Below are 17801 nucleotides of genomic sequence, written 5' to 3'. Positions count from 1 at the left end.
CAGGCGCGAGCGGTCAGCGTGAAGCTGCTCGTCATCGAAGATGATCCGTCGCTGGCCGACGTCCTGCGCCGCGGGCTGGCCGAGTCCGGCCACGTCGTCGACGTTGAGCGCGACGGCAGCGCCGGCGAGCGCGTCGCCCTCGACGGCACCTACGACGCGATCCTGCTCGACGTGATGCTTCCCGGCAAGGACGGGCTCGCGGTGGCGCGCGCTCTGCGCGACGGCGGCATCCACACGCCGATCCTGATGCTCACCGCGCGTGACACCGTCGACGAAATCGTCACCGGGCTCGACGCAGGCGCCGACGACTACCTGCGCAAGCCGTTCGTCTTCGACGAGCTCGAAGCACGGCTGCGCTCGATCACGCGCCGCGATCCGGTCCCGGCGCGCGACGCCCTGCAGGTCGACGACGTCGTGATGGATCTGCGCACGCGGATCGTCGCGCGCGGCGGACGACGCATCGCGCTCTCGGCGCGCGAGACCGCCTTTCTCGAGTATTTGATGCGCAACGCCGGCCGCGTCGTGACGCGGCCGATGCTCGAGGACGCGCTGTGGGAACGCGACCGCGAGACGGAGTCGAACGTCATCGAAGTCTACATCCGCCGCTTACGGCGCAAGTTGAGCCCGGAAGACGAACCGCAGCTGATCCACACCGTCCGCGGCGCCGGCTACCGGTTCGGCACCGCGCCGTGACGATCGATCCGCGCACCCTGCGCGGTCAGCTCGCGCTCGCCTATGCCGTCGCGCTGCTGGTTGCGCTCATCGTCTTGGCCGCGGGCACGCTCGCGCTCGTCGACCGCATCCAGCGCAGCACGCTCGACGACCGCCTGCAGCTTGCGACTCGCGCGGTCTCGGCGATCGTCGATCAGCACGACGGCACGATCGCGCTCGATCCGCACGACCGCACGCAGTTCGCCCGCATCGTCGGGCGCGGGATCAACGCCGCCGTCTTCGGCCGCAAGCGCGGCGCGATCGCGAGCACGGTCGTCGACCTTCCCGACATGGTGCGCTCGCTCGCGGCGACCGGGATCAGCGGAACGCAGACCGTGCGCACGCCGGAAGGCGCGCTGCGCGTCTCGGCGGCGGCCCTCCCCGTCGGCAAGACGCCGCTGGGGACCGTGCTCGTGTGGGGCGACTTCGAGGGCATCGAAGACCTCGATCGCCGGCTCGCGTTCGCGTTTGCGCTGGCGATCCCGGTCGTCGCCGCGTTCGCCGCGATCGGCGGCGGCTTCGTCGCCGCGCGCGGGCTGCGGCCGCTCGTGCATCTGGCGGAGATCGCCTCGGAGATCGAAGCGCACGATCTCTCGCGGCGCATCGCGGTCCCGGTTCGCGATGACGAACTCGGACGGTTGTGCCTCACGTTCGACCGCATGCTGGATCGTCTCGAGAACGCGTTCGATCGCGAGCGCCGTTTTACCAGCGACGCGTCGCACGAACTGCGCGCCCCGCTTTCGGTGATCCGCGCCGAGGCCGATCTGATGCTGCGCCGCATGCGCACGCCCGACGAGTACGAACGCGCGCTGCGCTCGATCGCCCAGCAGGCCGACGATCTCGAAGAGCTCACCCGCGATCTGCTCGCCGCGGCGCGCGGTGAGGCGGTGGAGTCGGCGGTGTCGGAGCCGGTCGACGTCGGCGGAGCCGCCGCGAAGGCCGCGGAGCGGATGCGCGCGCTCGCGCGCGCGCGCAACGTCGCGATCGCGCAATCGATCGAGCCGGGTGCGATGGCGTGCGGGCACGAGCCCGCGGTGCGGCGCGCGGTCACGTGCGTGCTGCACAACGCCTTGAAATACGCTCGGGCCGACGGCCGGGTCGAGATTGCGGTCCACCGCGGCGACACCATCGTGCGCGTCGAGGTCGCCGACGACGGGCCGGGATTTAGCGAGGCCGCGCTCGCGCACGCAACCGAGCGCTTCTGGCGCGACGACGCCGCACGTCCGCGCGGTGACGACGGAGGCGGGAGCGGCCTCGGGCTGGCGATCGCGGCGGTGATCGTCGCGACGATGCACGGTACCCTCCGCCTCGCGAACCGGGCGACCGGCGGCGCGCTCGTCGTGGTTGAACTGCCCTCGTTCATGCGGCCGTAATCTTCGCTGGGTACGCTCGGGGACAGTGCCCTCGACGCGATCGCTCCCTTCCTTCGCGCTGCGCAACGCGAAGGTCACCGTCTTCGTCGCCCTCGTCCTGGCCGCGCTCGGGGTCTACTCGTACCTGATCGCGCCCGAGAGCATCTTCCCGCAGATGTCGTTCTCGCGCGTCGACGTCGTCGCCGACGCCGGCGATCTGCCGCCGGATCGCGTGCGCATCGCGGTGACGCGCCCGCTCGAGACGGCGTTCCAGACGCTGCCCTCGGTCCAGCGTGTGCGCGCAACGTCGACGCAAGGCTCGGCGGAACTGCTGATCGATTTCGATCCGCACACCGATCCGCGGGTCGATCTCGAAGCCGTGAACCAGGCGATGGCGTCGGTGCGCGGCACGATCGCGGCGGCGAAGACGATTGACGGCGTGATCGTGAACCCCAACGCGGAGCCGGTGGTCTCGTACGGGCTCACCTCGACCGTGCTCTCGCAGACGGCGCTCAAACAGTTCGTAGACACGCGCATCATCCCGTCGTTCGCCGGAACGCCGGGGCTCGGACGGATCATCGCGGTCGGCGGCTCGCCGGTGGAGTACCACGTCGAACTCGACGCCGGGAAACTTGCCGCGACCGGCGTGAGCGCGGGCGAGGTCGCGACGGCGATCGGCGATGCGGCGAACGTCGAGTCGGTCGGCACTACGGAACGGTTCCACCAGCGGTACGTGCTGCTCGTCGACGCGGCGCCGCACGATGCGGTGTCGCTCCCGCGATCGGCGTTCCGCTGAAGAACGGCGGGACGCTGCCGGTCGGTGCGCTCGGCAGCGTGCGGCTCACCACCGGCCCTTCGACCGATCAGGCAGCCGTCGACGGACGGCACGCGGTGAACGTCAACGCGTTCGCGCTGGCCGGGGCTGACGCCGTCACGCTCGCACGTGAGGTCGACGGCCGCTTCGACGCGATCGCGCCGCGTATTCCCGCCGACGTGCACCTGGTGAAGTACTGGGACCAGACGCGGCTGATCGTTGCGTCGCAGACGTCGCTGCGCGACGCGATCCTGCTCGGCGCGCTGCTCGCGGTGCTGGTGATCTACGCGTTCCTGCGCAGCCTGCGGATGACGCTCGTCGCGGCGGCGGTGATCCCGCTCGCGATGGCGATCGCGATCTTTGCGCTGGAGCGCTCTGGACAGACGCTCAACCTGATGAGCGTCGGCGGCTTGGCCGTCGCCGTCGGGCTCATCATCGACGACGCCATCGTCGTGATCGAAGCGATCGCGCGCCGCATCGGCGATGCGAAGGACGAAACGCTCGACGAGTCGGTCTCGCGCGCGAGCAGCGGGATCGCGAAGGCGATGATCGCATCCACCGCGACGACGGTGGTCGTCTTCTTGCCGCTGGGACTGCTTACCGGCGTCACGGGATTCTTCTTTCGTGCGCTCGCGTTCACGCTCGCGGCGTCGCTGATCATCTCGCTCACACTGGCCTTGCTGGTGACGCCGATTTTGGCGCGGTGGTTTCTCGGCACGTCGCGTCACGTCGCGAAGGCCGACGACCGGCTGGAGCGGCGCTACGTGTCGATGCTGCGTTGGGCGCTCTCGCACCGGCCGATCATCTACGCGGGTTCGGCCGCGGTGCTGATCGTGACGGTCCTGCTGCTCGGGACGTCGCAGAGCGACTTCCTGCCCAAACTCGATGAGGGGCAGTTCGAGATCAAGTACACGATGCCGACGGGAACGTCGCTCGATTCGACCGATGCGGCGGTGCAGCGGATGGAACGAGTCGTCGTCGGCGATCCGGCCGTCGCGCACGTCGGGCGGCTTACCGGCGTCGACACCAACGGCTACTCGCCGACGCAGACGAACATCGGCACGATTCGCGTCTCGCTGCGCGACAAACGCGACGCTGGCTACGAGGAAATCAGCGCGCGGCTGCGCGACCAGATCGCCGCCGCGGTGCCCTCGGCGACACTCGACTTCCATCAGCTGCTCGAAGATCAGATCAACGATCTCTCCGGTGCGCCCCAACCGATCGAGGTAGTGCTGAGCGGACCCGATCAAGCGACGCTCAACGCCTACGCGACGCGGCTCGCCGACGCGATCGGGAAGGTAAAGGGCGTTGTCGATCCCTACAACGGGATCGTCTATGACGACCCGACCCTGCGCATCGTGCCGCAGGCGTCGCGGCTGGCGGCGCTCGGGATCGCGCGCAGCGATCTCTCGAGCGCGCTCGACGCAAACGCGCAGGGTTCGGTCGCAGCGCAGATCGCCGGAACGTACGCCGAGATTCCCGTCCGCGTGCTGGTCGCAGGCGCCGGGGGCGGCGCGGCCGGGCCGGCGAGCGGCGTGCTGATGACGAAGAGCGGCGCGACGCCGGTGAGTACGTTCGCGAGCGTAAAGAACGGCGGCTACACCACCGACATCAACGAAGAGAACGGCCGCCGGGTGGTGCGCGTGAGCGCGAACATCGAGGGCGCGAGCCTCTCATCGGTGATCGCCGGCGTGCGGCCGGTGATCGCGAAGCTCGGCCTCCCGCCGGGCTACACGGCGACGATCGGCGGCTCGTACGAGACGCAGCAGGCATCGTTTCGCGAGTTCGCGAGCGTCATCGCAATCGCGATCGCGCTGGTGTTCTCGGTGATGCTCGCGACGTTCGGCTCGCTGCGCTTGCCGCTGGTCATTCTCGCGGCGATCCCGCTCGCGCTGATCGGCGTCGCGATCGCGCTGGTGCTCACCCGCACGCCGGTCAACGTCTCGTCGTTCATGGGACTGTTGCTGCTCGTCGGGATCGTCGTCAAGAACGGTATCCTGCTGATCGACGTTGCGAACAAACAGGTGCAGACGGGGGCCGACGTGGTGCAGGCGCTCGTGATCGCCGGTTCGACGCGCCTGCGGCCGATTCTGATGACGACCCTCGCCGCGATCGGCGGCCTGCTCCCGCTCGCGTTCGGTCTGGGCTCCGGCTCCGAGATGGAGAAGCCGCTCGCGATCGCCGTCATCGGCGGCCTCTCGACCGCAACGGCGTTCACGCTGATCCTGATCCCGGTGCTCTACGCCGCATTCACCGGATCGCGTCGCGTGCGCGTCCCCGCGCAGGCGATCGCGACGAGCGTGCTCGCGATCGCGTTCGTCGCGCTCGGCGCGCGCGACGCGACGGCCCAGCCGGCGTCCGCGGCGCCGGTCGCGAGCACGGTGCCGATTCCGAGTCCGCCGACCGTTAACCCGCGTGCGACGGCGTTCGCGACCGTGCCGCTCGCCGACGCGCAGACGCGCGCGCTCGCGAACTCGCCCGACGTGCGCACGGCGCGCGCGAACGTGGCGGCCGCGAAGGCGGCGTACGATCAGGCGCGCGGGACGTACGGGATCGCCGCAACCGCGACGTACGCCGAAGCCCCGCAGGGCGCGGCCGAAGGGACCCTCGCGCAACGCATCACGACCGTCGGCGCGCAGGTGACCCTCGGCGACGTCCTCGCGTACGCGCCGGCGGTCGCGCAGGCGAACGCGTCGCTGCGCGCGGCGCAGATCGACGCGCGCGGCGCCGAGCGCACCGAACGAATCAAAACGATCGGGCTGTACTACGCGGCGCTCAAGGCGCGTTCGGTCGCGCAGGCGCGCGCCGACGCGGTGGCGAGCGCGCAAGCGTTCTCGCGGGCGGCACAGCTCCGTTTCAAGGCGGGCGACGCACCGCGCATCGACACCGTCCGCGCGGACGTCGCGCTCGCCCGCGCGCAGGCGGATCTGGCGCGCGCGAAAGCCGACGACGCGAACGCCGCCGACGCGCTCGAACGCGAACTCTCCCTCGCGCCCGGAACGCTCGGCGCACCGGCGATCGGGACCGTAGCGCGAACCGACCTTCTCGATCCCGCCAAAGCGGTTTCGCGCGCGCTCGCGACGCGCGGCGACATCCGCTCGGCCGACGAGAACGTACGTGCCGCTCGCGCAGGTGTCTCGGCCGCGCAGCGTGCGGTGATCCCGCCGGTCACGGTGAGCGGCGGCTACGCGCGCGGCGTCGATTCCGGTTTCACCATCGCCGGCCCCACCCTCAACGCCCAGATGACCCTCCCGCTCGGCGGTGCGCTCGGCGCCAAGGTGCGCGCCCAACAGGCGATTCTCACTACCGCCGAGGCGAAGCGCGACTCGGTCGCGCGGCAGATCGCTGTCGACGTCGGCGCCGCCGCACGCAACGCCGCCGCCGCCGTCGAAGCACAGAACGCGAGCGAGGCTGCGTTGCAGTCGGCGCGCGCCGAACTCGACGCCGCGACCCTCGGGTATCGCAGCGGTGCCTCGACGAGCCTCGATTTCTCGTCGGCGCGCGCCGCGTACGCGCAGGCCGCCGTCGACGCGCTCGCCGCCTTGTACGATCGCCTGCAGTCTCAGGCGACGCTCGACTTGGAGGTCTCGGATTGAACCGCCGCACTTCCGCGGTCGCGGCCGCGCTGGCGGTCGTCGCCGTCGTCATCGCGATCGCGCTGCTGAACGTGCGCAAGACGACCACGGCGACGGATGCGCAGGCGTCGTCGGTACCGTCGCTCCCGCTCGCGACCGCGCGGTTCGGCACGCTGACGTCGCACGTGCGCGCGCAGGGACGGGTGGGGTTTCCCGCCGGCGGCGACGCGAAGCTCGCCTTCGCCGGATCGGGGATCGTCGCGCGGATCGACGTGCACGTCGGCGAGGCAGTGACCGCGGGCCAGCCGCTCGCCGAACTCGACACGTCGGGACTCGCGCTCGACGCGTCGGCAGCGGCGAACGATGCCGCGGCCGCCTCGGCCGCGTACGGCGGCGGGACGGTGCCGCAGCGCGCGCTGGCGAGCGCGCAGCGGCGCCTCGTGCTCGCGCGCAACCATCTCGCCGCGCTGCAATCGGGAACGGCATCGGCGCAGAGCGATGCGACCGGCGCGCGTTCCGCGCTGATGCAGGCGCAGGCGAAGGTCGCCGCCGACGAGCGGACCGTGCAGCGCGAGCAGACGCTGTACGCCGGCGGCGTCGCGGCGCAGAAAGACGTCGAGGCGGCGCGTCAGCAGCTGCAACTCGATCGAGCCGATGTCGTCTCCGCGCAATCGAAGGCCGCGTCGTCGCAGAATGCGGTCGGCGGCGCGGTCGCGCAGGCGCGCGCCGACGTCGCACAGGCCGAAGCCGACGTGCGCAACGCGCAGGCGCAGGTCGGCGTGACCGCGGGCGCCGCGGGTTCCGCCCAAGCGCGCGCGGCCGCGGCGCGGCGCAACCTCACGAACGCGACGCTGCGCGCGCCGAACGACGGCGTGGTTTCGCAGATTCTCAAGCATCCCGGCGAGTCGGTCGACCCGACCCAGCCCGCGATCGTCGTCGGTCCGCCGCAGTCGGAGGCCGTCACCGTGACGGTCAGCGGCGACGCTGTGCGCGCGATCCATCCCGGCGCCGCCGCCGCGGTGACGCTCGCCGCGCGCGGCGGCGCGAAGGCGCAGGCGGTGGTCCGGTCCGTCGTCCCGAGCGTCGATCCGACGACGCAGACCAGTACGGTGGTGCTCTCCGGCGTTCCGCCCGGCGCGGCAAACGGCGACGCCGTCGAAGTCGTGATCGACGCCGGCGAACACCGCGGCGTGCTGATCCCCACCGACGCGATCGTTCAGGATCCGCAAACCGGCAACGTCGTCGTCTTCGTGCGCGCACGCACCAAAGACGGCGAAGGGTTCGTCTCGCGCGAGATCACGATCGGCGACGCCGACGGCGGCACGACGCTCGTCACGTCCGGCCTAAAAATCGGCGACCGCCTCGCTGCACACGGCGCCGTCGACCTGCTCGCCCCCAGCGGCGGCTAGTCACGCTGAGCGCCCCGTCATGCTGAGCTTGTCGAAGCGCCGCCGAGATCACGCACGAATGAGCTCGCGTCTCTATCGTGCACGATGCTGGCGGCCCTTCGACGAGCTCAGGGTGACGGGCGCTTGACGCTGCAGAAACGCGGCGTGATAGCATGGCGTGAGGAGTCTTTGATGCTCGCGCCGATCCCCGTTCCCGAAACCGAACCCGCGACTGAACTCATCGACGGACGTCTCGTCCGCAAGATGAGCCCGAAACGCCGGCACCAAGCGCTGGAAGCGCGCTGGATGCAGGCGCTCAACGCGTGGGCGGGCGCGCGCGGCGAAGCGTACCACGAGTGGCGCCACACCTTCACCGCGCCGGGGTTCACGTTCGCGTCGCTCGTCCCGGACGTGGCGTACGACTCGCGCGCCGTGCTCGACCAACTCGGTGATGCCGACGCCGTAGCGCCGCCGCGCGCGCCGGAATTCGCCGTCGAAATTCTCTCGAGCGGCGATTCCGAGCGCGAACTCGATTGGAAGATCGCAGCCTATCTCGCAGGCGGCACGCGCGTCGTGTTCGTCGTCGATCCGCCGAACCGCACCGTGATCGCGCACGCCGCCGGCAGCGTAACGCGCTTCGGCGCGGGCGAGACGGTCACGCATGCGACGCTTCCCGGCTTCACCTACGCGGTCGACGCAATGTTCGCTGGCCTGTATCTGGGCGCGTAGCGCCCCTCACGCTGAGCGCGGTCACTGAGCGCCGTCACGCTGAGCGGGCCTCACGCTGAGCGTCCCCGTCACGCTGAGCTTGTCGAAGCGCCGCCCAGAATCGCGAACGAAGGTGCGTGCGGAATCCTGCGTGCGCGATCCGGCTGCCCTTCGACGAGCTCAGGGTGACTATTGCTGTTGCTGTTGTTGCTCGTAGGAGAGCGCTTCGACGGCGACGTCGACCGACATCACGCTCGACGACGCGCCGGAATAGACGCCGCGGACGGGACTCACGTCGCGATAATCGCGGCCGGTCGCGACGCGCACGAATTGATCGCCGATCCAGGTGTCGTTCGTCGGATCGATCCCCACCCAGCCGCGCGGACCGAGATACGCCTCGGCCCACGCGTGCGACGCCTCGGCGCCGAGCATCTCGCCGCTGCCGGAGTGGATATACCCGCTGATGTAGCGCGCGGGGATTCCGGCTCTGCGGCACAGCGCGATCAGCACGTGCGCGAAGTCCTGGCACACGCCGGAGCGCATTCGCACCGACTCCTCGACGGTCGCGTGAACCGTGGTCGTCGTCGTGTCGTACTCGAACTCGTCGTGCAGCGTCGACGACGCATGCTGAAACCACGCCACCGCGTCGTCGCCGTGCTTGGGGACCCCGACGTGCGTCGCGAGCGCGTCGAGCTCCGCGCTGAAGCGCACGTAGCGGCTCTCGTGCAGGTAGTCCCACATGTCGTCGCGGTTCGGGTCGTCGTCGATCAGCTCGCGCGGCAGGGGAGGCGGCGCGGCACCGTCGCCGCGCGCGGTGACGACCTGCGAGCGCGCCACGATCTCCAGCGCGCCGTGCTCCGGCAGGATCGCAAAATGCTGGACGTCGTTCCCGAAGCGGTCGGCGTAGGAGAAGACACGCGTCCGCGGCGAGACGCTCAGCTCGTAGCGCGTGCAGTACTGCGAGATGTCGGAGCGCGGCTGGAGATGGCAGATCGTGTGGCTCTCGTGGACCGGCATCGGATAGTGATAGCGCGTGCGGTGCGCGATCGTGTAGCGCATCAGGCCACCGGGATCCGCGGGAAGTACGTCGCGCCGATCGTCGAGCCGAGCTCGTCGAGCTGGGTGCCGAGGCCCGTCGCAAACGCGCGCGCCCCCTCGCGCATCAAGTCGCCGGTGCCGGCGAAGTCGAGCGACGCGCAGATGCGGCCAGAGATGCGCTCCGCGGCGTCTGCGAACGTGCCCGTCGGCGCGCCGGAGAGGGAGTGCAGCGCGGTGTCGACCTCGCGTACGCAAAAACGCAGCGAGCGCGGAAAGTTCGCCGAGAGCGCCAGGAACGCCAACGCCTCGGCGGGGTCCGACGATTGCCGCTGTGCGCGCGCGAACGGCGCACTCGCGCAGCACGCTTCGAGGACGAGCTGCCACACGTGCGGACCGTCGTCGGGTTCGATCTCGGCGAGCACCCGAGCGGTCATGCGGGCGCGCTCGAGCGCGCGGCCGAGTCGCAGAAACTCCCACGCGTCGTCGTGCGCGAGGGTCGCGTCGCACAACCCGCCGAACGCCTGCGCCGTGTCGCGGATGCTGCGCAGAAACGTCGATGCGCCGTCGGGGCCGACGGCGCGCGGCGAGTGCGCTTCGACGAAGAGGTAGAGGCCGTTGACGCACTCCCACACCTCGGTCGTCAGTTCGGCGCGCACGCCGACCGCGTTCTGCCGCGCAATCCGCACGCACGCCGCGATCGAGAGCCGCGACTCGATCCCAAAGACGATGTCCTCGATCGCGGTCGCTCGCGTCAGCAGCTCGGTCGCTTCCGGAGGCGGGACGCCCGCGATGCGATAGACCGAGCTCCAGCGCTCCGCCGCGTCGCCGGCGTGATCGACGGACCGCATCGCGGTCGTGTCGATCAGGCGCGCGAGGTCTTCGGCGCGCTCGACGTTGCGCGCCATCCAGTAGAGCGATTCCGCAACCCGGCTCAGCATCAGTCGCCAAGCACCCAGGTGTCCTTCGACCCGCCGCCCTGCGAGGAATTCACGACCAGCGAGCCTTCGGTGAGCGCTACGCGCGTGAAGGCCGCGGGCGGAACTTCGACCGTGTCGCCGGCGAGCAGCGCGAACGGCCGCAAGTCGACGTGTCGCGGGGCGATCCCCGCTTCGACGACGGTGGGGTGCGCCGAGAGCGCGATCACCGGCTGGGCGATGAAGTCGCGCGGATGCGCCTGAATCTGCGCCGCGAAGTCCTCACGCTGGGCTGCGGTGCTCTGCGGCCCCATGAGCATCCCGTAACCGCCGGACGCCGCGGTGCGCTTGACGACGAGCTGATCGAGGCGCGTGAGGACGTGCTGTCGCTGCGCATCGTCGGAACAGTCGAACGTCGGGACGTTGCGCAGCACCGGCTCCTCGCCGAGATAGTAGCGGATGAGCGCGGGGACGTACGGATAGACCGCCTTGTCGTCGGCGACGCCGGTGCCGACGGCGTTGGCCAGCGTGACGTTGCCGGCGCGGTAGGCGTCGAACAGCCCGGCGACGCCGAGCGTCGAATCGGAGCGGAAGTAGAGCGGATCGATGAAGTCGTCGTCGACGCGTCGATAGATCACGTCGACGCGCCGCGGGCCGCGCGTCGTCTTCATGTAGACGAAGTTGTCGCGCACGATGAGGTCGCTGCCCTCGACGAGTTCGACGCCCATGCGGCGCGCGAGTAGCGTGTGCTCGAAGTACGCGCTGTTGTAGATGCCGGGCGTGAGGATCGCGATCGTCGGCTCGCCGACGTTCGCCGGGGCCGCCGCTATCAGCGCGTTGCGCAGCCGGGCCGGGTAGTCGTCGACCGGCAGCGGGTCGTAGTTGTCGAACAGCCGCGGGAACGCGCGCTTGAGGACGTCGCGGTTCTCGAGAACGTACGAGATCCCCGACGGCGTGCGCAGGTTGTCTTCCAGGACGAAGAACGTGCCGTCGGCGTCGCGGACGATGTCGATCCCGGAGACATGCACGAACGTGTCGCGCGGCGGGCGGATCCCGATCGCTTCGCGCTCGTAGTGCGCGGAGGAGTAGATGAGCGCGCGCGGGACGATCCCGTCGCGCAGCACGCGGCCCTCGGTGTAGACGTCGAGCAAGAACGCGTTGAGCGCGCGCACGCGCTGCGCGATCCCGCGGGCGATGTGCGACCACTCGCTCGCCGGGATGATGCGCGGAATCAGATCGAAGGGCAGGATGCGCTCGGTGCCGCGCGTGTCGGAATAGACGGTAAACGTGACGCCGCGTTGGAGCAGGACGGTGTTGACGCTGGTGACGCGATGGCGGAAATCGACCGCGGAGATCCCGGCGAGCGTTGCGGCGAGCGCGGCGTAGTGCTCGCGCGGGCAGCCTTCGGCGTCGGCGAATTCGTCGTAGGCGGGTGCGGGAGCATAGCGGTCGAGGATCGAGCGCATCCCCGCCGATTCCGCCCCGCCCCGCCCGCTCCGTTCGCCAGATGGCCTATTGCGGAACCGAGCCGTCACCCTGAGTCCGTCGAACGGCCGCCTCGATCTCGCCAGAGCGGGAACCTTTGCGCCCGGCTAGCTGCGACGCAAGGGGTTGTTGAGGTCCCCGCTTGGTTGGGCATCAACGCTAGGTCGTCGACGTGAGCTTAGCGACGAGCCGCCGTACAAGCGGAGCAAAGAGAAGGACAAGGCAGAACGCAACGGGCCATGCGTTTAGATACGCGTGGAACCAAGCACTCATTGCGACGGAAGGCGTCGTCGCGGCCCGCAACCCAAACGCCCATCCGATCGAGATTCCGGTGATGACGAACGTATTGATCCCTGAAAGCAAGATCGCAAAGAGCGCGTTGGCGAAACGCGCGGGGAGGAGAGCGCCGAAGAAGCCGTTGTCATTGCTCTGGGCGGCCTTCGACCGGTGTGCCGTAGCGGGCGTTCCAGGCCTCGATCCCGCGTTGGACATCGACGACGTTGTGGAAGCCATGGCCGAGGAGGTGCTGCGCTGCGCGCGCGCTCCTAGAGCCCTTCGAGCACGTGACGGCAACGCCGCCCCGACGAGGGATATCGGCGAGCCGGCCTGAGAGATCCGCGATCGGTATATTGCGCGTATCGCGGATCGCAGCGGCTGCGAACTCTTGCGGATTGCGAACGTCGATCACGATCGAGCGCCCTCGCGGAGGCCGTCGCGCAGCATCTCGACGTCGATCGTAGTCATCGAGTCACTCCGGTCCAGCCGCCGTCGGCGACAATCTCGGCGCCCGTGATGAACGACGAGTCGGCTGATGCGAGAAACAAGACAACCTGCGCAATCTCTTCGGCCTTCGCGAATCGCCCGAGCGGTATCTTGGGGACGATGCTCGCTGCGAACGCTTGCAGGGCCTCCGCAGAAAGTCCAAGCGTATCGTAGATCGGCGTATCGACGGGTCCCGGACTCACGGCGTTCACGCGAATGCCGCGCTCCGCGAGCTCCCCTGCCGCGACGCGCACGACAGACCGCAAGGCGGCTTTGCTGGCAGCGTATACGAGGGTGCCGGCCATGCCGATGCGGTTGTTGACCGACGTGTTGACGATGACGCTACTGCCTGGCTGCAGGAACGGCAGCAATGCCTGGATTGTGAAAATTGCGCCTTTCACGTTGACGGAAAACACTTCGTCGATCAGCTCTTCGCTGACCGCCTCGATCGTCGCGAGCCGCACGATGCCGGCGTTGATGAAAACGGCATCGAGCTTTCCAAACTGCCGGCCAACGGTATCGCCAAGGAGGCGCGTTGCGTTCACATCAGCGGAATCGGACTGAATCGCAACCGTGCCGCTGGCAAGGCGGCTTGCGGCGGCACGGAGGCGATCCGGATCTCGACCGGTGATGGCGACGCGAGCGCCTTCCTTGCCGAACTTGTCCGCCGCTGCAAAGCCGATGCCCGTCGAGCCACCGGTAACCAGCACGGCGGTCCCTGAAAATCTGCCCATGGTATTCCTTCTCGTCAAGGCCGCGACCGGCGGCCTGTGCTTTTAAGAATGATCATTCTCTTATCGCATCATGACCGAGTGGTCAAATATTTTGGAATAAGCGGTATAAAAACTTGACGAGCGTGAAAATTTGTGATGCTATTGCATGCGTATCAATGGCAAACCGCGGTCGTCCCAAACTCTACGATCGCCAAGCGGCGCTGCATGCGGCGATGCTGCTCTTTTGGCAACGCGGTTATCTAGGCGCCTCGATGGACGAATTGACGAAAGCGATGCTCATGAACAGAGCGAGCGTCTATGCGTCATTCGGTGACAAGCGTCAGCTGTTTCTCTCGTGCGTCGATCATTATCTCGAGACGAACGGGGCGGCGCCGTTTGCCGCGCTGCAAAAGCCCCGTATCGCCGACGCGATCCGCGGGTTTTTCCGTGCGGTCGTTTTCAACACGACATCGGCGACGACCCCGGGCTGTCTCGTCGCTTCGGTTCTTGCGACTGCCGCCGGCGAGGAGCCCGAGTTGCGTGAGAAGTTGCAAGCGTGTCTCGCCATCACGGATCGCCTGCTGTGCGCCCGCCTCTCCCGCGCGATGGCCGAGGGGGAGGTCCCGTTACACGTGCGGCCATCGCGTGTTGCCCGGCTCGTCAACAGCTTACGTCACGGCCTCACCGTTCGAGCGCGAGCCGGCGAGTCTCGTCGGATCCTCCTTGCAACAGCCGACGAGGCCGCCGATCTCGTTGCCCTAACGCTTCGAGCATCACACGCCTGAGGCGAATCACGGTGCGGCGGCGGGGTGGGGCTGTTTCGCGGGGGCTCCGTCGGGGCGGGTGGGGCGCCGGAACGACGGAGGCTTCGGCGCGAAACGCGGCTCGATGTGCTTGGCGACCAGCAGATAGATGGTCGGCACGACGACCAGCGACAGCAGCGTCGAGGTGACCAAGCCGCCGATCACGACCGTGCCGAGCGGGGCCTGCGTCTCCGACCCCGCCTCGAGCCCGAGCGCGATCGGCAGCATCCCGCCGAGCGTTGCGAGCGTCGTCATCAGAATCGGCCGCAGACGCATCGGGCCGGCGTGCATCAGCGCTTCGCGCGCAGAATACCCTTCGTCGCGCCGGAGCTGCTTGGTGAACTCGACCACCAGAATCGCGTTCTTCACCGCGATCCCGACCAGCATCAGCGAGCCGATGAACGCCGTCAGCCCGAAGGCACGGTGCGTGATCCACAGCGATCCGACGATCCCGATCAGCGCGAACGGCACGGCGACCATGATGACGAGCGGGTCAAGGAACGATTCGAACTGCGACGCGAGCAGCATGTAGATGAGCGCGATCGCGAGGATCACGACCAGCGTCAGCGCGCCGAACGTGTTGTTGTTCTGCGTGACCGACGGTCCGTATTGCCAGCGATACCCGGCCGGCAGCGGATAGGCGTCCATCACCTTCGTGACCTGCGCGAGCACGTCGCCGAGCGTGCCGCCGACGAGCGGCGCGTCGATGTCGACGCGCCGCGATTTGTTCTGACGCGGAATCTGCGAGGGTCCCTGACCGATCGTGATCTGCGCGACGCCGCTAAGCGGCACCGCGTCGAGCGATTGCGACGACGGTCCGTTCGCGCTCGCGGCATTTGTGCTCGTACCGCTGCCGCTGCCGCCGCCCGACGATGCGGCGAGGGTCGCCGTGCTCGGCAGGATCTGCAGTGAGTTGAGCGCGTCGAGCGAACGCCGCTGGTCAGGCGGAAGCTGGACCAGAATTGGATACTGCGTGCCGTTGGTCTGCCAGTACGACGCGATCGTCCCGCTGGTCGCCGTCGAAATGACGTTGGCGATGTCGCCGGTCGAGAGCCCGAGCTGCGCGGCCATGCGGCGATTGACGTTGACGTCGACTTCCGGCTGTGACGGCGTGATGTTCGTGTCGGGGCGCTGGATGCCGGGGATCTGCGCGATCGACGGGATGGCGCCTTGCGCGAGCTTGTAGAGCTGGTTGATGTCGGGCCCGTAGAGCTGGATCTCGATCGCGTCGGAGCCCTGGCTCACCGTTTGCTGCACGATGTCGATGCTGCTCGCGAACACCTGCGTGCCGACCAGCGCGCGGCGCAGATCGAGGAACTGCGCGCGCTGCTCCGGCGTGATGGTCTGCGGAACGTTGGCGTTGGCCGCACCGCCCCGACGCGGCGTTCCGCCCAGGCGGCGCTGCCACTCGGTGACGAACGCGTCGGCCTTCGCGCCGCTGATGCCGGGTCGCAGCGCGATCGCCATCGATGCCTGATTGGTCACCACGCGCGAGCCGCCGCCGCCGAACGCGGAGCCGACGGTGTCGGCGACGCTGACGACGCGCGGATCGCGGCGCAGCGCATCTTCGACCTTGATCGCGACGGCGTTGGTGCTTGCCACCGACGTGCCGTTCGGCGTGCGCAAGTTCAAGCGGATGAAGCGCGACGAGGAGGCGGGGAACACTTCGGTTTTCACGACGCCGAAGTTGACCGCGACGATCGAGAGCGCGACGAGGAGCAGCCCCGTGCCGAGCACGATCGCGGGCCGGTCGACCGCCGCGCCGAGCAGGCGCCGGTACCCGGTTTCGAGGCGGAGGTAGAAGCGGTCGAACCCGCGGCCGAAACGCTGGTAGCGGCGCGCAAAGCCGCGGGCGAAGCCGCCGCGCGAGACCCCATCGCCGTCGTCGTCGGTGAGGTGGACGCTATGCGTGTCGAGCATGAAACTCGAGAGCATCGGCACGGTGGTCGTCGCGACGAGCAGCGAGATCCCGACGCCGACGATGATCACGAGCGCGAACGGACCGAAGATCAGCCCCTGCAAGCCCGGGATCAGCAGCAGCGGGACGAATACCGTAATGACGGTGACCGTTGAAGCGAGCACCGCCGTGAAGATCTGCGCGGTCGCATTGCGCGCGGCCTCGCGCGGCGGCTCGCCCTCCGCAAGGTGTCGGTAGATATTCTCGATGACGACGACGGCGTCGTCGACGATCAGCCCCACGGCGAGCGCGAGTCCGCCCAGCGTCATGATGTTGAGCGACTGGTGCAGCGTGTACGCTGCGAAGAACGTGCCCAGCACCGAGGTCGGGAGCGAGACGGCGACGATCAGCGTCGAGCGTAGCGAGTGCAGGAAGAGTAGGATGATCAGCACCGCGAGAATCGCGCCGTAGACCGCGGTGTGTTCCAGCGCGACCACGGCCGAATCGATGAAGCCCTGCTGGTCGAACACGACGCCGAAGTGCATCGTCGGATAGCGCTTCTGGAAGTCGGCGATCTTGGCGTAGACGCCCTGCGAGACGGCGATGACGTTGGCGTCCGGCTGCGCCGTGATTCCGAGCGCGATCGACGAATTCCCGTCGAGCCGCGAGAACGAGCGGATCTCTTCGACGCCGTCGATCACGCGCGCGACGTCGCGCACGTAGACCGGCGCGCCGTTTTTCACGGTGACGACGGTGTTCGCGACCTCGGCCGAGTTCTTGTAGAGCGCGTTCGCGCGGATCGTGAACTCTTTGGGACCGATCGCGAGCAAGCCGGCCGGCGCGTCCACGTTCTCATTCTTGATCTTCGTGACGATGGCGTTGGTGTCGAGGCCGTAGCCGGCGAGCGCGTTGACGTCGGGCTCGACCATGATCGCGCGCTGCGCGCCGCCGAACACCGAGACGGAACCGACGCCCGAGACGCCCGCGAACTCATCGGCGAGCTGGTTGTTGAAGAGATCGAAGAGGTCGCGCAGCGGCCGGCTGTTGTCGGTCACCGAAAGGCGCACGACTGGGAGCGCGTTAGGATCCGCTTTTTGAATCTGCGGCTGCTGCAGGTTGGTGTCGTTCGGGAGCTGCGTCGCGGCGCGCGCGACTTGTTGCTGGATGTCGGTCGCAGCGACGTTGATGTTGGTGCCGTATTTGAACGTCGCGCGCACGACGGTCTGGCCCTGGAACGAATTCGACTGCAGGTAGTCGATCCCGGAGACGCGGCTGACCGCGTTCTCGATCGGGCGCGTGACGGTCGATTCCATCGTCTCCGGCGAGACGTTGCCGTAGTTGACCGTGACCGAGACGACGGGCGGCTGAAACGACGGCAGCAGCGCGATCGGGAGCCGCGGGATCGCGAAGATTCCCAGCACGACGATCGCGGTCGCGAGCATCGCGACCGTGACGCGGCGGGTAACGGCGAAATCGGCGATCGACAAAGGGGGCGGCTACTCTTTGCGCGGCGGTGGGAGGGTGAACCTCCGGATAGGTTCGTACGAAATGCTGAGACGTGCCGAAGAGGTCGGCTTGGGGCCAGGAGCCGCCCTTGCTGAGAGTCTGCTGGGCGTGATAGACTTCGGGGGTTCTCCCGGT

14 protein-coding genes are annotated in these 17801 nt (G+C 68.6%); 7 read left to right on the top strand and 7 right to left on the bottom strand.

The features are described from left to right. The first annotated feature begins 18 nt into the window (after window positions 1–18). The 6 genes from WPS_RS14210 (at window position 19) to WPS_RS14185 (ending at window position 8569) form a co-directional block, all read left to right on the top strand. The gene (locus tag WPS_RS14210; protein ID WP_317995125.1) at window positions 19–693 is read left to right on the top strand and encodes a response regulator transcription factor; all 675 of its coding nucleotides are present in this window, start codon (window positions 19–21) and stop codon (window positions 691–693) included. Continuing rightward, on the top strand, window positions 690–2084 hold the full coding sequence (locus WPS_RS14205) for a sensor histidine kinase (RefSeq protein ID WP_317995124.1): 1395 nt from the start codon (window positions 690–692) through the stop codon (window positions 2082–2084). Before WPS_RS14210 ends, WPS_RS14205 begins: the two co-directional genes overlap by 4 nt. A gap of 25 nt (window positions 2085–2109) precedes the next feature. Further along, on the top strand, window positions 2110–2859 hold the full coding sequence (locus WPS_RS14200; protein WP_317995123.1) for an efflux RND transporter permease subunit: 750 nt from the start codon (window positions 2110–2112) through the stop codon (window positions 2857–2859). Beyond that, the gene (locus WPS_RS14195) at window positions 2844–6473 is read left to right on the top strand and encodes an efflux RND transporter permease subunit (RefSeq protein ID WP_317997557.1); all 3630 of its coding nucleotides are present in this window, start codon (window positions 2844–2846) and stop codon (window positions 6471–6473) included. The genes WPS_RS14200 and WPS_RS14195 overlap by 16 nt, the downstream gene beginning before the upstream one ends. Beyond that, a complete protein-coding gene (locus WPS_RS14190) occupies window positions 6470–7861 on the top strand; it encodes an efflux RND transporter periplasmic adaptor subunit (RefSeq protein ID WP_317995122.1) in 1392 nt (463 codons plus the stop codon). The genes WPS_RS14195 and WPS_RS14190 overlap by 4 nt, the downstream gene beginning before the upstream one ends. A gap of 123 nt (window positions 7862–7984) precedes the next feature. Next, window positions 7985–8569, top strand: a complete 585-nt coding sequence (locus tag WPS_RS14185; RefSeq protein ID WP_317995121.1) for a Uma2 family endonuclease — start codon at window positions 7985–7987, stop codon at window positions 8567–8569. A 168-nt stretch (window positions 8570–8737) separates the two neighbouring features. On the opposite strand, the gene WPS_RS14180 is transcribed toward WPS_RS14185, so the two are convergent. The 6 genes from WPS_RS14180 to WPS_RS14160 form a co-directional block, all read right to left on the bottom strand. Then, on the bottom strand, window positions 8738–9607 hold the full coding sequence (locus WPS_RS14180) for a transglutaminase family protein (RefSeq protein ID WP_317995120.1): 870 nt from the start codon (window positions 9605–9607) through the stop codon (window positions 8738–8740). Then, window positions 9607–10524: an alpha-E domain-containing protein gene (locus WPS_RS14175; RefSeq protein WP_317995119.1), complete on the bottom strand. Its 918-nt coding sequence runs from the start codon at window positions 10522–10524 to the stop codon at window positions 9607–9609. Before WPS_RS14175 ends, WPS_RS14180 begins: the two co-directional genes overlap by 1 nt. Then, window positions 10524–11966 carry a circularly permuted type 2 ATP-grasp protein gene (locus WPS_RS14170; RefSeq protein WP_317995118.1) on the bottom strand — a complete coding sequence of 481 codons (1443 nt, stop codon included), beginning with the start codon at window positions 11964–11966 and terminating at the stop codon, window positions 10524–10526. The genes WPS_RS14175 and WPS_RS14170 overlap by 1 nt, the downstream gene beginning before the upstream one ends. Window positions 11967–12144: 178 nt before the next feature. After that, the gene (locus tag WPS_RS18275; protein WP_405054963.1) at window positions 12145–12477 is read right to left on the bottom strand and encodes a DUF2798 domain-containing protein; all 333 of its coding nucleotides are present in this window, start codon (window positions 12475–12477) and stop codon (window positions 12145–12147) included. Next, a complete protein-coding gene (locus WPS_RS14165) occupies window positions 12407–12676 on the bottom strand; it encodes a rhodanese-like domain-containing protein (RefSeq protein ID WP_317997556.1) in 270 nt (89 codons plus the stop codon). The genes WPS_RS18275 and WPS_RS14165 overlap by 71 nt, the downstream gene beginning before the upstream one ends. Window positions 12677–12725: 49 nt before the next feature. Further along, complete coding sequence (locus tag WPS_RS14160; protein WP_422665024.1) at window positions 12726–13481, bottom strand: SDR family oxidoreductase; 756 nt, start codon at window positions 13479–13481, stop codon at window positions 12726–12728. Between the two features lie 155 nt (window positions 13482–13636). Here WPS_RS14160 and WPS_RS14155 point away from each other — a divergent pair, with 155 nt between their 5' ends. Further along, entirely contained in the window at window positions 13637–14245 is a 609-nt protein-coding gene (locus tag WPS_RS14155; RefSeq protein ID WP_317995116.1) for a TetR/AcrR family transcriptional regulator, read from the top strand. 6 nt (window positions 14246–14251) lie between these two features. Here the strand turns inward: WPS_RS14155 and WPS_RS14150 are convergent, their stop codons facing one another. Further along, window positions 14252–17647 (bottom strand): efflux RND transporter permease subunit, encoded by a 3396-nt coding sequence (locus tag WPS_RS14150; protein WP_317995115.1) that lies wholly within the window; start codon window positions 17645–17647, stop codon window positions 14252–14254. Window positions 17648–17801: the final 154 nt, after the last annotated feature.

Origin of the sequence: Vulcanimicrobium alpinum (assembly GCF_027923555.1) — a bacterium.
In the GTDB taxonomy this organism is placed as follows: Bacteria; Vulcanimicrobiota; Vulcanimicrobiia; order Vulcanimicrobiales; family Vulcanimicrobiaceae; genus Vulcanimicrobium; species Vulcanimicrobium alpinum.
Note: the sequence above shows the minus strand (reverse complement) of the source record. Positions and strands in the feature narration are given on the sequence as shown.

Excerpts from the sequence above, each read along its gene's own strand:
- WPS_RS14180 (WP_317995120.1), bottom strand. The coding sequence starts at position 9,607 with ATGCGCTACACGATCGCGCACCGCACGCGCTATCACTATCCGATGCCG.
- WPS_RS14175 (WP_317995119.1), bottom strand. The coding sequence starts at position 10,524 with ATGCTGAGCCGGGTTGCGGAATCGCTCTACTGGATGGCGCGCAACGTC.
- WPS_RS14170 (WP_317995118.1), bottom strand. The coding sequence starts at position 11,966 with ATGCGCTCGATCCTCGACCGCTATGCTCCCGCACCCGCCTACGACGAA.
- WPS_RS18275 (WP_405054963.1), bottom strand. The coding sequence starts at position 12,477 with ATGTCCAACGCGGGATCGAGGCCTGGAACGCCCGCTACGGCACACCGG.
- WPS_RS14160 (WP_422665024.1), bottom strand. The coding sequence starts at position 13,481 with ATGGGCAGATTTTCAGGGACCGCCGTGCTGGTTACCGGTGGCTCGACG.
- WPS_RS14155 (WP_317995116.1), top strand. The coding sequence starts at position 13,637 with ATGGCAAACCGCGGTCGTCCCAAACTCTACGATCGCCAAGCGGCGCTG.